Genomic DNA, 13558 nt, shown 5'->3' on the forward strand with positions numbered 1-13558 from the left:
GCCGGGTGCCGGCCGCCGGGTGCCGGCCGCCGGGTGTCAGGTCCCGGACGACCGGGTGTCAGGCACCGCAGAGCGACGAGCGGCGAGCGATGTAAATACGGCTAATGCCCGGAAGGTGCGTGTCGCTTCTTCCCCCCGCTGTCGGGTGGATAGTTTGAGGCGACCACGACACAGCTGAGAGTGAGTAGGGCTGCGCATGGCCGTCGATCCGTTGATCGAGCTGCGTGACGTCAACAAGTACTTCGGGGAGCTGCATGTCCTGCAGGACGTCAACCTCACGGTCGGCAGGGGGGAGGTGGTCGTGGTGATCGGCCCTTCGGGGTCGGGGAAGTCGACACTGTGCCGGGCGATCAACCGGCTGGAGCCCATTCAGTCGGGCTCGATCACGCTCGACGGCCAGCCGTTGCCCGAGGAGGGCAAGGGGCTGGCCCGCCTGCGTTCCGAGGTCGGCATGGTCTTCCAGTCGTTCAACCTCTTCGCGCACAAGACGGTGCTGCAGAACATCTCGCTGGGGCAGGTGAAGGTCCGCCGCCGCAAGAAGGAGGACGCCCACAGGCGCTCGCGTGAACTGCTCGACCGCGTGGGCCTCGCGGACCAGGCCGACAAGTTCCCGGCGCAGCTCTCCGGCGGCCAGCAGCAGCGGGTGGCCATCGCCCGCGCCCTGGCCATGGACCCCAAGGCGCTCCTGTTCGACGAGCCCACCTCCGCCCTCGACCCCGAGATGATCAACGAGGTCCTCGAGGTGATGCGGCAACTGGCGCGAGAGGGGATGACCATGGTCGTCGTCACCCACGAGATGGGCTTCGCGCGCTCGGCGGCCAACCGGGTGGTCTTCATGGCGGACGGCCGCATCGTCGAGGACCGCACCCCCGAGGAGTTCTTCACCGACCCGCGCAGCGACCGCGCCAAGGACTTCCTCTCCAAGATCCTCAAGCACTGAGTCCGGCCGGCGGCAGCCACCGAGCACACTCGCCCCGGCAACGGCCGGAGATCACTGTTCGCGCAGCGGGACCGACACGTACGACGGGTCGTCCGCCGGCGAGGAGAAGGTCAGCCGCGCGCCGGACGGGTTGTGCTCCCCGTAGAGCGGGTCGACGGTGTCGACGACCAGGGCGAGCCGGTGTCCGGCCGGGACGTCGTAGGCCGTGGAGCCCAGCTCCAGGTCGAGGCCGAACGGCGTGCCGGGTGTGCGCCCGTGGAAGGTGTACGGCGCGTTGCCGACCAGTTTGCCGAGGCCGAGCGGCCCCACGTCGTACAGGTAGGCGACGAGGGTGCCGCTCTCCGCGGTCGGAGTCACCGTGGTGTGCAGCAGGGCCGTACCGCGCACCCGCTGCGCCGTGGCGTACCTCTCCGACTGCCACACGGCGGCCCAGCGGCGGGGGAGCAGGGGGATCGAGGCGACCGGGGGCAGCCGCAGCACCTGGTCGAGGATGCTGGAGAGGAAGACGATCCCGCCGTCCGCGCCGGAGTCCACGTTCGTGTGGATCGTGGTGGACCCGGCCAGGGCCAGCTTCCGGCGCGTCGCGTTCACCGACTTCCAGTCCGGGTAGCCCTCGTAGCCGCCCCCGGTACGGGACTTGAGCCGCACGGGCTGTTCCCGGTCGACGCCGTTGTCCACGCCCCGCAGGTAGTGGTCGAACCAGCGCCGGGTGTCCGTCCACACGTCGCCTGGCAGTCCGAACAGGCCGGGGAGCTCGGCGGTGGCGTGGTCGCCCGGCCGGAACTCCATCCGCTTGGGGCCGGTCAGCTTCTCGTAGAGGGCGGCGGACTGGTTGGGCGGGAAAATGGTGTCGCCCCAGGAGCCGGCCAGCATCACCGCGGCGCCGTTGCGGTTGAGCTGGTCGGCGTAGGTCGAGGGGGAACGTTTCTTCCCCCAGGCCACGAGCTCCTTCTCCTTCGACAGGTCGCCGGAGCAGAAGGCCGAGAAGACCTCCCGCGACTCGGCGCTCTGCCGGCCGGTGACCGTGCCCACGGTGTCCAGCACGGCGGCGGCCTGGAGGTGCTGGGTGCGTCCGGAGTAGATCGAGTCGATCAGGTCGCCCCAGCCGCTCAGCGAGGCGACGGCCCTGACGCGCGGGTCGTGGGCGGCCGCCAGGACGCTGATCCCGGCGCCGTAGGAGACGCCCGCCATGCCGATGTGCGCGGCGTCGGCCGGGGTGTTGGCGAGCGCCCAGTCGATGACCTCAAAGGCGTCGGCGACGTCGCGCGGACCCGCCACGTCGATCTCCCCGCCGGACTGCCAGAAGCCCCGCACGTTGTAACTGAGCACGACGTAACCGGAGTCGGCGAGTCGCCGCGCCTGGGCCAGGTACTCGACCTGCGGGAAGCCCCAGCTGGTGGGGAGCACGATCAGCGGGTACCGGCGGGTGCCGTCCGCGCCGGCGGGGGTGACGACGTTCGCCTTGAGGAGGGTTCCGCCGTCCCCGGCGATGTCGACGTAGCGGACGGCGGCCGCGGCGGCCTGCGCCGAGGGGGCCAGGGCGAGGACCGTGCCGGCCACCAGCGAAACGGAGACGGCGCCCGCGGCGGTCGTGCGCAGGGCCCTGCGGTGCTGTCCCACGGTTCACTCCTCAACTTGCCGCATTGCAAAGTGACCCGACGGTAACCGCATCCCGTATCGGAGGTAACCCGTCAGTAAGTTACGTGCCAGTAACGATTGTTGCGTCCGGCAGGGGAGCCTGAGCCGCCCGCGTCACGTCGTCCACCAGTTCGACCACGTCGGGCCCGTACGCATGGGAGTTGATGACCTTCAGCAGCAGGACGAAGGAGCCGTCGCCGTACTTGCGGGCCAGTCGCTCGTGATGGCGGACCAGATAGCGGGTGGCGGCCTGGTTGTTGACGGCCCGTTGGCCGCAGAACAGGAACACCGGCCGGGTCCCCCGCCGCCGCCCGGCGGTGAGCCGCGCCAGCAGGACGAACTCGGTGACCCCGGACTCCATCCGGTAGTGCTCGCCGCCGACCTGGAACGCCAGCCGGTCCGGGCCCGGTTCCCGGTCGGTGTTGACCCGCACCCCGGGCAGCATGGCCTGGATGTGCGCCGCCATACGCCTGTTCGAGCCCGGCCCGCCGACGCAGAACTCCGTTCGCTCTCCGAAACCCTGCCGGGCCGCGTCCTGCGTGACCACCTCGGCGCCCGCGCCGCAGTCCTTGATCAGCGCCGCCAGTTCCAGGAGGGCGAACACGTCGTGCCGGTGCACCGCGAGGTCGGCGCTGCCCGCGTCGCGGTTGACGACGAGCAGACACTCGGAGTTCTCGGGCAGCCCGAAGAACGCCTGCTTGCGCCGGAGCCGGCGGCGCCACAGATAGGTCCGGGTGACCCAGCCGAGCGCGGCGCTGATGCCCGCCGCGATGACGCCCAGGGCGATGTTGCGCACGTCGTCGTTCATGGGCGCGCATGGTAGCGGGCGAGCACGCCTGCGGCGTACCCGTGTTCGAGGCGTGGCAGTCGTATGACAGTGCCCGGAAGGCGCCTGTCGAGGCCCGGCGAATGTGGTTACGCTGCGCGGACGGTCCCGCACTGGAGGTACGGATGCGTCGCCCTGTCGCGCGGAAACTGTCGGTCCTGGCGGTCTCGGCCGCCGTGGTCACGGTGGGAGCCGCCGCGCCACCCGCCCCACCGAGAGCCCCTGTCGCCGCGGCGCCCGTCGCCGAGGCCTCCGTCACCAAGGCCCCGCTCGCCAAGCCCCCGGCCGCCAAGGTCCCGGTCGCCGTCGGCTACGGCGGAGCCGTCGCGAGCGTCGACGCGGACGCCTCGGCGGCCGGCATCGAGGTGCTGCGCAAGGGAGGCAACGCCGTCGACGCGGCCGTCGCCACCGCCGCCGCCCTCGGCGTCACCGAGCCCTACTCGGCCGGCGTCGGCGGAGGCGGCTACTTCGTCTACTACGACGCCAAGTCCCGCAGCGTGCACACCATCGACGGCCGCGAGACGGCGCCGCTGACCGCGGACTCCGGCCTCTTTCTGGAGAACGGCAAGCCGCTCGCCTTCGCCGACGCCGTCAGCAGCGGCCTCGGCGTCGGCACCCCGGGCACCCCCGCCACCTGGGCGAGCGCCCTGTCCCGCTGGGGCAGCGAACGGCTCGGCACGGTCCTCAAGCCCGCCGAGCGCCTCGCCCGCGACGGCTTCACCGTCGACGACACCTTCCGCTCCCAGACCGCCGCCAACGAGACGCGCTTCCGCTACTTCCCCGACACCGCCGAGCTGTTCCTGCCCGGCGGTCGGCTGCCGGTCGTCGGCTCGACGTTCAAGAACCCCGATCTCGCCCGCACGTACCAGGAGTTGGGGAAGAAGGGCGTCGACGCGATCTACCGCGGCGACCTCGGCAAGGACATCGTCACCACGGTGAACCACCCGCCCGTGGACCCGGCCTCGGGCTGGCACGCCCGGCCCGGCGACCTGTCCGTCAAGGACCTCGCGGCCTACCGGGCCAAGCTCCAGGCGCCCACCAGGACGTCGTACCGCGGCCTCGGCGTCTACTCCATCGCGCCCTCCTCCTCGGGCGGCACGACCGTCGGCGAGGCCCTCAACATCCTCGAGCGGACGAACCTGTCGAAGGCGAGCGAGACGCAGTACCTGCACCACTTCATCGAGGCCAGCAGGATCGCGTTCGCCGACCGCGGACGCTGGGTCGGCGACCCCGCCTTCGAGGACGTCCCGACGAAGCAGCTGCTGTCGCAGCGGTACGCCGACTCGCGCGCCTGCCTCATCAAGGACGACGCCGTCCTCACCAGCCCCGTCGCGCCCGGCGACCCGCGCAGGCCGGCCGCCTGCGCCACCGGCGGCACGGCGGCCCCGACGACGTACGAGGGCGAGAACACCACGCACCTCACCGTCGCCGACAGGTGGGGCAACGTCGTCTCCTACACGCTCACCATCGAGCAGACCGGCGGCAGCGGCATCACCGTCCCCGGCCGCGGCTTCCTCCTCAACAACGAGCTGACCGACTTCTCCTTCGCCCCGGCCGACCCGGCCGTGCACGACCCGAACCTGCCCGGCCCCGGCAAGCGGCCGCGCTCGTCCATCTCGCCGACGATCGTCCTGGACAAGCACGACAGGCCGGTCGTGGCACTGGGCTCGCCCGGCGGCGCGACCATCATCACCACCGTGCTGCAGACCCTGACCGAGTTCCTCGACCGCCGGCTGCCGCTCGTCGACGCGATCGCCGCGCCGCGCGCCAGCCAGCGCAACGCCGCCCAGACGGAGCTGGAGCCCGCCCTCTTCGACGACACCTCCCCGGGCGGCCTGCGGGCCCGGCTCGAGGCCATCGGCCACTCCTTCAAGCTCAACCCCGAGATCGGCGCGGCGACGGCCGTGCAGCGGCTGCCCGACGGCAAGTGGCTGGCCGCCGCCGAGACCGTACGGCGCGGCGGCGGATCGGCGCAGGTGGTGCACCCCGCGCGGTAACGGGTCGGCTCACAGCTCGGCGACCGGGACGGGCGGCTGGGTGCGGAACGCGAGGCGTCCGTCCTCGACCTCCACCCGCACCCGGTCGCCCTGCCCGACCCGGCCGTCGAGCAGCAGCCGCGAGAGCTGGTTGTCGACCTCGCGCTGGATGGTGCGGCGCAGCGGACGGGCGCCGTACTCGGGCTGGTAGCCGCGCTCGGCGAGCCAGTCGACGGCCCCGTCGGCGAACTCGACGGTGACGCCCTGCGCCTGCGCCAGCCGGCGGGTGCCCTCCAGCAACAGGTCGGTGATCTGCCGCAGTTGCCCGTCGGTGAGCTGCCGGAAGACGACCACCTCGTCGATCCGGTTCAGGAACTCCGGCCGGAAGTGCTCGCGCAGCGGCCGCAGGATCCGCTCCCGCCGCGCCTCCTCGTCGGCCTCGCCGCCGCCCGGCCCGAAGCCGATGCCGGAGCCGCGGCGGGTGATCTCCTCCGAGCCCAGGTTGCTGGTCATCACGATCACGGTGTGGGTGAAGTCGACCCTGCGGCCCTGGGAGTCGGTGAGGCGGCCGTCGTCCAAAACCTGCAACAGGACGTTGAAGACGTCCGGGTGGGCCTTCTCCACCTCGTCGAGCAGCAGCAGGGAGTACGGGTGCCGGCGCACGACCTCGGTGAGCTGCCCGGCCTCCTCGTGGCCGACGTAGCCGGGCGGGGCGCCCACCAGCCGGCTGACGGTGTGCCGTTCCTGGTACTCGCTCATGTCGAGCCGGACCATCCGCTCCTCGCTGCCGAACAGTGCCTCGGCGAGCGCCCGGGCCAGCTCCGTCTTGCCGACGCCGGTCGGGCCGAGGAACAGGAAGCTGCCGATCGGCCGGGCGGGGCTCGCGAGGCCGGCGCGGGAGCGCAGCACCGCGTCGGAGACGACCCGTACGGCCTCCTCCTGGCCGACCACCCGCTCGTGCAGATGCTCCTCGAGGGCGAGCAGCCGGTCCTTCTCCTCCTGGGTGAGGCGGGCGACGGGGATGCCGGTCTGCCGGGACACGACTTCGGCGACGGCCTCCGCGGTGACCTCCAGATGCCGGCCGTCGTCGGAGGCGTCCTCGCCGCCGGTGTCCGCGACGCGCTGGTTCAGTTCGACGATGCGGTCCCGCAGGCGGGTGGCCTCCTCGTACTGTTCGTCGGCGACCGCCCGGTCCTTGTCGCGGGCGAGCTCCTCGATCTCGCGCTCCATCGCCCGCACGTCCGTGCCCTTGGCGCGGGAGCCGAGCCGCACCCGGGCGCCGGCCTGGTCGATGAGATCGATGGCCTTGTCGGGCAGCCGGCGGTCGGTGAGGTGACGGTCGGACAGCTCCACGGCCGCCACCAGCGCCTTGTCGGCGTAACGGACCTGGTGGTGGGCCTCGTAGCGGTCGCGCAGCCCGCGCAGGATCTCCAGCGCGTCCGCGACGGACGGCTCCGGGACGAGGATCGGCTGGAAGCGGCGGGCGAGGGCCGCGTCCTTCTCGATGCGCCGGAACTCCTCCAGCGTCGTCGCCCCGACGATGTGCAGCTCGCCGCGGGCCAGCGGCGGCTTGAGGATGTTCGCCGCGTCCATCCCCCCGCTGTCGCCGCCCCCGCCCGCGCCGACGACGGTGTGCAGCTCGTCGATGAACACGATCAGCCGGTCGGAATGCGCGCGGATCTCGTCGACGATGCTGTTCAGCCGCTCCTCGAAGTCACCGCGGTAGCGGGTGCCGGCGACCACGCCCGTCAGGTCGAGGGCCACCACGCGCCGGGAGACGAGCACGTCCGGCACGTCCCCCTCGGCGATCCGCTGGGCGAGCCCCTCCACGACGGCGGTCTTGCCGACGCCGGCGTCGCCGATCAGCACCGGGTTGTTCTTGCCGCGCCGGGAGAGGACCTCGATGGTCTGCTCGATCTCGTCGTCCCGGCCGATCACCGGGTCGATGCGCCCCTGCCGGGCCAGCTCGGTCAGGTCGCGGCCGTACCTGTCCAGGGTGGGCGTGGCCGTGGGCCGCTGACCGTCCCCGGTGCGGGCCGGCCCGCCGGTGTCCGTGGCGGTCGACGGCAGTCCGGCGGCGGCGAAGCGGGCCGCGTTGAGGATGTGCCCGGCCGCGGAGTCCGGGTTGGCGGCGAGGGCGCCCAGCACGTGCTCCGGGCCGATGTGGCCGGCGCCGCGGCTGCGGGCCATGTCGTGCGCGTCCAGCAGGGCGCGCTTGGCGGCGGGCGTCAGGGACAGCGAGGTGGGCGGCGGCGCCTCGCCCGGCGGATGCCGCACCGGTCCCGCCCGCTCGTCTATCTCCGTCGCGAGGGAGTCCGGGTCGGCGCCCGCCCGGCTGAGCAGCGAGCGCGTGGGCTCCGCGGACAGGGCCGCCCGCAGCAGGTGCTCGGTGTCCAGGTCGCGGCTGCCGTGCTCGGCGGCGTACTGGGCGGCACCGCGGACGAGGTCGCGCGCGGGCCTGCTGAGGAGCTGGCCGATGTCGGTCTGGCGAGGGCCGGGGCGAGGCCCGCCGAAGAAGCGGGCCAGGAACTCGCCGAAGGGGTCGCCGTAGCCCTCCGGGCCGTTGAAGCCGCTGGTCATGGCGTTCCGTTCGATCGACGTGCGATGCGGTGCCGGGTGCCCTCGGCTGGGGCCTTACCCCCACCTTCGCACGGTCCCCCACCCTGGGCACGCGCAGGAAATCCCACCGGACCGGGGCCGCCGTCGTCCCGCGTCGGCGGCCCCGCACGAGTGCGCTCACGCCCGCGTGCCAGAGCCGCGGGGCCGGTCCTCGCGGCTCTGCCGGGTCCGTTCGTGCCGCGTACCGGTGTCCGGGCCGGGGGCGGGGCGTGTTGTGCTTCCGTGTCCGGGCCGGGGGCGGGGCGTGTTGTGCTTCCGCGTGTCCGGGCCCGGGGGCGGGGCGTGTTGTGCTCTGGCGTCCGGGCCGGGACCGATCCGTCGTGCCCCCGCCGGTGCCGCTACCGACGGGCGGTCAGCACTCTCGGCCCGCTGTTCGTGATCGCCACCGTGTGCTCTGCGTGGGCCGCGCGCGAGCCGTCGTTCGTGCGCAGGGTCCAGCCGTCGGGGGCCGCGTGGTAGCCGTCGGTCCCGCCCGCGATCAGCATGGGCTCGATGGCGATGACCATGCCGTGGCGGAGCGGGAGCCCGCGGCCCGGGCGGCCCTCGTTGGGGACCGCCGGGTCCTCGTGCATGTGGCGGCCGATTCCATGGCCCCCGAAGCCGTCCGGGATGCCGTAGCCCGCCGCCCGGCACACCGTGCCGATGGCGTGAGCGATGTCGCCGATGCGATTGCCGACGACCGCCGCCTCGATGCCGGCCGCCAGGGCCCGATCGGCCGTCTCGATCAGCCGGACGTCCGCCGGGAGTGCCCTGCCCACGGTGAAGCTGACCGCCGAGTCGCCCGCCCAGCCGTCCAGCTGCGCGCCGAAGTCGAGCGAGACCAGGTCGCCGTCGCGCAGCCGGTAGCGGGTGGGGATGCCGTGCACGATCGCCTCGTTCACCGACGCGCAGAGCACCGCCGGGAACGGTGTGGGCGCGAACTCCGGGCGGTAGCCGAGGAACGGCGACGTGGCGCCCGCGGCCCGCAGCACGTCGTGGGCCAGCTCGTCCAGCTCCAGCAGGGAGACGCCCACGTCGGCTGCCTCCCGCACGGTCGTCAGGGCCCGGGCGACCACCTGGCCCGCCTCGTACATGGCGTCGATCGATGAGTCCGTCTTCAGTTCCACCATGCCAATTATTATACCGGTATTAGAATGGCGGCATGGTGCGTACCCCCCTCACCCCTGAAGAGCACGAGCGCGGCGAGCGGCTCGGCCGGCTGCTGCGCGAGGCGCGCGGCGGCCGGAGCATGGCCGAGATCGCGGCGAGCGCGGGAATCTCCGCCGAGACCCTCCGCAAGATCGAGACCGGCCGCGCGCCCACCCCGGCGTTCTTCACCGTCGCCGCGCTTTCCCGCGTGCTCGGCCTGTCGATGGACGAGCTCGCCGGGCTGTGCTCACCGGCGGTCGTGTGATCCACGGCCCGTCCCCGGCCCGGCGGCTCCCGCGGCCCGGCGGCCCTTGCGGGGGCGTCCCGCACCGCGTCCGCGTGCCCGGCGCGGCCTTGGTCAAGATTGCGCCAATGTCGCCGCCGCGTCCGCTTGGAAAACTGGCCGTAGCCGCGCTGTAACACGGCTGGTGTTTTCTACGACCCGGAGGGGGTTCCGGTCGGGCGGGAGACGAACGATGGCTGTGGAACAACTTCCGGGACGTGTGCGGGAGTTCGTGAGCTACCTGAACGCGCTGCTGGCGCGCCTCGACCAGGGCGCCGGCTGGTGCGCCGTCTTCTGGCAGCGCGACCCCGACGGCATGCGGGCCTGCCTCGACGGCCATGAGGTGCCGCCCTGGGACGTCGTGGAGGCGGTGTTCCAGGACCTCGCCGCCGCCTACGGCGCCGCGGCCGCCGCGCAGGAGACACCGCGGGCCCGATCGCTGCACGCCGCCGCGCTCGCCGCCCACGACGCCCGTCCCGGTGGCCGTGACGCCCTCGGGGACCGGCTCGACGTCATGCTCCGCGAGCAGCGCTACGCCGCCGAACGGCAGGCCGACCTGGGACGCAGACTCGCCTCGGCGGCCACCAGGGAGCAGGCCGACGCCCTCCGCCTGGACCTCGCCTGGGCCCACGACGACCATGAACGGGCCACCGCCCGGTGCGCCGAGCTCCGTCACCGGATGGCCGAGGCGGACCGCCTCCCGGCAGCCGGCGCGTCCCCGGGCCGAGCCGGCCCCTCGGTCGTCGCGCACGACACACAGCACGCGCGCGACACCACACGGCACGCGCGAGACGCACCGCACGCGCACGAGACGGGCCGAGCGCGCGACGCAAGGACGGCATACGACACGCGTACGGCATACGACACGCGCGATGCCGGTGCACCCGAGGCGGGGGTCACGCCCGACCCGGCAGCCGACCGCCGGCCCGACCCGGCAGGGGACGGCCGGACCGCACCGGACTTCGACCCGTGGCTCACACCGGACTCGGCCCGCGCCCCTGCCTACGGTCCCGCTCCGGTCCCCGCCCCCGGTCCCCCGGATCCCGCTCCCGTGCCCAAGCAGCGCAAGCGCCGCCGTGGCGGCGCTCGGTTCGCCGGCATGGCCGAGGAGGCCGACGTCGCCCCCCTCGCCGTCCCGCCCGCCGCTGCCCCCGCTCCCGGCCCGGCCGAACCCACGCCCGCGCCCGCGGCCCTCGCGCCCGCTCGCCGCACCCCGCGTGGCGCCCGCTTCGCCGGAGCGGCCGAGGCGCCGGCCGGGCCGTCGTCCGAGCCGCGGCGCGAGCCGCTGGACGCGACGTCCCGCGCGGAGACCGTCGAAGCGGTCCGGCGCCTGGTGCGCCTGCGGGCCGAAGGGCGCAGCGGCGAGGCGCACGCCCTGCTGGTCGAGCTCGCCGCGCTGCCCGCCGCCCGCATCCCGCTGCTCGCGGCCGAGCTTCAGCGGGCCGGCCTCACCGCGGACTGGACCACCCTGCTGTGGGAGGCCGCCTCCCTCCCCGCCGAGCGGCTGGTCGCCGCGGCCGACGCGCTGGTCGCGGTGGGGCGCACCGCCGACGGCGAGCAGATCCTGCGGCAGGGGGTGGCCCGGCCGGCCGACGACATCGGGCAGGACGTCCTCGGCCTGGTCCGGGACGGCCGACGGCGCGAGGCCCGCGCGCTGCTCGACGCCTACGTCCGCGTCCGCACCCCCGAGGAGGCCGCCCGCAGCGCCGCGCCGGACCCGCAGACCCTCGTCCCGCTGCTGCTCGAGGCCGCCCGGGCCGCCTCGGAGAAACATCACTGGGACCTGGTGCACGCCCTGCGGGTGGCCGGATTCACCGCTTGACGGGCCGCTCCCGTTGCGCCGAACGCGCCGCGACTCACCCACAGGGGTGTGAAACGCGATCGACTCCGCGGGTTGACGACGATGGTCTTGGCAAGGCCGTCAAGGAGGCTTACGTTCGTCCCTCTACGACCTTCGTCTACGGGTGTAGAGGCTCTGACGTCCCGTCGAAGGAGCAGCTCATGGCCAACGTCGTACGTGCCGCACTGGTCCAGGCCACCTGGACCGGCGACACCGAGTCCATGGTGGCGAAACACGAGGAGCACGCCCGTGAGGCGGCCCGCCGGGGCGCGAAGATCATCGGGTTCCAGGAGGTGTTCAACGCCCCCTACTTCTGCCAGGTCCAGGAACCGGAGCACTACCGCTGGGCGGAGCCGGTCCCGGACGGACCGACCGTGCGCCGTATGCAGGACCTGGCCCGAGAGACGGGCATGGTGATCGTCGTGCCGGTCTTCGAGGTCGAGCAGTCCGGTTTCTACTACAACACCGCCGCCGTGATCGACGCCGACGGCTCCTACCTCGGCAAGTACCGCAAGCACCACATCCCGCAGGTGAAGGGTTTCTGGGAGAAGTACTACTTCCGGCCGGGAAACATCGGCTGGCCCGTTTTCGAAACGGCAGTCGGCCGGGTCGGCGTGTACATCTGTTACGACCGCCATTTCCCCGAGGGCTGGCGGCAGCTGGGCCTGGGGGGCGCGCAGCTGGTCTACAACCCGTCCGCCACCCACCGCGGCCTCTCCGCCCACCTGTGGCAGCTGGAGCAGCCCGCGGCCGCCGTAGCCAACGAGTACTTCGTCGCCGCGATCAACCGGGTCGGCGTCGAGGAGTACGGGGACAACGACTTCTACGGGACGTCGTACTTCGTCGACCCGCGCGGCAAGTTCGTCGGCGACGTCGCGAGCGACAAGGACGAGGAACTCGTGGTGCGCGACCTCGACTTCGACCTCGTCGAGGAGGTCCGGCAGCAGTGGGCCTTCTACCGCGACCGCCGTCCCGACGCCTACGAAGGGCTGGTGCAGCCGTGAGCGACCTCTACGCCCGGCACCGGAGCGTCCTGCCCGACTGGCTCGCCCTCTACTACGAGGAGCCGCTGGAGATCACCCACGGCGAGGGCCGGCACGTCTGGGACTCCGAGGGAAACAAGTACCTCGACTTCTTCGGCGGCATCCTCACCACCATGACCGCGCACGCGCTGCCCGAGGTCACCAAGGCGGTCGCCGAGCAGGCCGGACGGATCGTCCACTCCTCGACGCTCTATCTCAACCGGCCCATGGTCGAACTCGCCGAGCGCATCGCCCACGTCAGCGGCATCCCCGACGCCCGGGTCTTCTTCACCACCTCGGGCACCGAAGCCAACGACACCGCGCTGCTGCTCGCCACCGCCCACCGGCGCAGCAACACCGTGCTGGCCATGCGCAACAGTTACCACGGCCGTTCCTTCAGCGCGGTCGGCATCACCGGCAACCGCGGCTGGTCCCCGACGTCGCTGTCCCCGCTGCAGACGGTGTACGTGCACGGCGGGGTCCGCGGCCGGGGCCCCTTCGCCGGCCTCGACGACGCCGCGTTCATCGACGCCTGCGTCGCGGACCTGAAGGACCTGCTCGGCCACACCCGCCCGCCCGCCGCCCTGATCGCCGAGCCCATCCAGGGGGTCGGCGGATTCACCTCGCCGCCCGACGGCCTGTACGCGGCCTTCCGTGAGGTGCTGGACGAACGCGGCATCCTGTGGATCGCCGACGAGGTGCAGACCGGCTGGGGCCGCACCGGCGAGCACTTCTGGGGCTGGCAGGCACACGGCCGAAACGGTCCGCCGGACATCGTCACCTTCGCCAAGGGCATCGGCAACGGCATGTCCGTCGGCGGCGTCATCGCCCGCTCCGAGATCATGAACTGCCTGGACGCCAACAGCATCTCCACCTTCGGCGGCACCCAGATCACCATGGCGGCCGCCCTCGCCAACCTCTCCTACCTGCTGGAACACGACCTCCAGGGCAACGCCCGGCGGGTCGGCGGGATGCTCATCGAGCGGCTGCGGGCCGCCACCGCCCAGGATCCGGGCGTGCGGGAGGTGCGCGGGCGCGGCCTCATGATCGGCGTCGAGCTGACCCGGCCGGGTACCGGCCTGGCCGACCCGGACCGGGCGTCCGCCGTGCTGGAGGCGGCCCGCGCCGACGGGCTGCTGATCGGCAAGGGCGGCGGTCACGACACCAGCGCCCTGCGCGTCGCACCCCCGTTGTCCCTGACCGTGGCGGAGGCCGAAGAGGGCGCCGCCATCCTCGAGAGCGCGCTGAGGAGCACGCGATAGCGCAGGCCTGAGCCAAGGGAACAC

Annotated in this window: 10 protein-coding genes; 6 read left to right on the forward strand and 4 right to left on the reverse strand. The window is 73.0% G+C overall.

Features of this window, described 5'->3' with window-relative positions:
• The first annotated feature begins 196 nt into the window (after positions 1-196).
• Positions 197-940: an amino acid ABC transporter ATP-binding protein gene (locus QA802_RS34955; RefSeq protein ID WP_334531331.1), complete on the forward strand. Its 744-nt coding sequence runs from the start codon at positions 197-199 to the stop codon at positions 938-940.
• A gap of 51 nt (positions 941-991) precedes the next feature.
• Here QA802_RS34955 and QA802_RS34960 read toward each other — a convergent pair whose 3' ends face one another.
• The gene (locus QA802_RS34960; RefSeq protein ID WP_334531334.1) at positions 992-2560 is read right to left on the reverse strand and encodes an alpha/beta fold hydrolase; all 1569 of its coding nucleotides are present in this window, start codon (positions 2558-2560) and stop codon (positions 992-994) included.
• A gap of 79 nt (positions 2561-2639) precedes the next feature.
• Entirely contained in the window at positions 2640-3386 is a 747-nt protein-coding gene (locus QA802_RS34965; RefSeq protein ID WP_334531337.1) for a hypothetical protein, read from the reverse strand.
• 143 nt (positions 3387-3529) lie between these two features.
• Between QA802_RS34965 and ggt the strand changes: the two genes are divergently transcribed.
• Positions 3530-5401: a gamma-glutamyltransferase gene (gene ggt / locus QA802_RS34970; protein WP_334531340.1), complete on the forward strand. Its 1872-nt coding sequence runs from the start codon at positions 3530-3532 to the stop codon at positions 5399-5401.
• A gap of 9 nt (positions 5402-5410) precedes the next feature.
• Here ggt and QA802_RS34975 read toward each other — a convergent pair whose 3' ends face one another.
• Both QA802_RS34975 and map read right to left on the reverse strand, forming a co-directional pair.
• Complete coding sequence (locus QA802_RS34975; protein WP_334531343.1) at positions 5411-7960, reverse strand: ATP-dependent Clp protease ATP-binding subunit; 2550 nt, start codon at positions 7958-7960, stop codon at positions 5411-5413.
• 377 nt (positions 7961-8337) lie between these two features.
• Positions 8338-9108: a type I methionyl aminopeptidase gene (gene map, locus QA802_RS34980; RefSeq protein WP_334531346.1), complete on the reverse strand. Its 771-nt coding sequence runs from the start codon at positions 9106-9108 to the stop codon at positions 8338-8340.
• A 32-nt stretch (positions 9109-9140) separates the two neighbouring features.
• Between map and QA802_RS34985 the strand changes: the two genes are divergently transcribed.
• The 4 genes from QA802_RS34985 (at position 9141) to QA802_RS35000 (ending at position 13534) form a co-directional block, all read left to right on the forward strand.
• Positions 9141-9392 carry a helix-turn-helix domain-containing protein gene (locus QA802_RS34985; RefSeq protein WP_334531349.1) on the forward strand — a complete coding sequence of 84 codons (252 nt, stop codon included), beginning with the start codon at positions 9141-9143 and terminating at the stop codon, positions 9390-9392.
• A 211-nt stretch (positions 9393-9603) separates the two neighbouring features.
• Positions 9604-11232, forward strand: a complete 1629-nt coding sequence (locus QA802_RS34990; protein ID WP_334531352.1) for a hypothetical protein — start codon at positions 9604-9606, stop codon at positions 11230-11232.
• Positions 11233-11411: 179 nt separating this feature from the next.
• Positions 11412-12254, forward strand: a complete 843-nt coding sequence (locus QA802_RS34995; RefSeq protein ID WP_334531355.1) for a nitrilase-related carbon-nitrogen hydrolase — start codon at positions 11412-11414, stop codon at positions 12252-12254.
• Positions 12251-13534: an aspartate aminotransferase family protein gene (locus tag QA802_RS35000; protein WP_334531358.1), complete on the forward strand. Its 1284-nt coding sequence runs from the start codon at positions 12251-12253 to the stop codon at positions 13532-13534. The genes QA802_RS34995 and QA802_RS35000 overlap by 4 nt, the downstream gene beginning before the upstream one ends.
• Positions 13535-13558: the final 24 nt, after the last annotated feature.

The organism is Streptomyces sp. B21-105 (assembly GCF_036898465.1).
Lineage (GTDB): Bacteria > Actinomycetota > Actinomycetes > Streptomycetales > Streptomycetaceae > Streptomyces.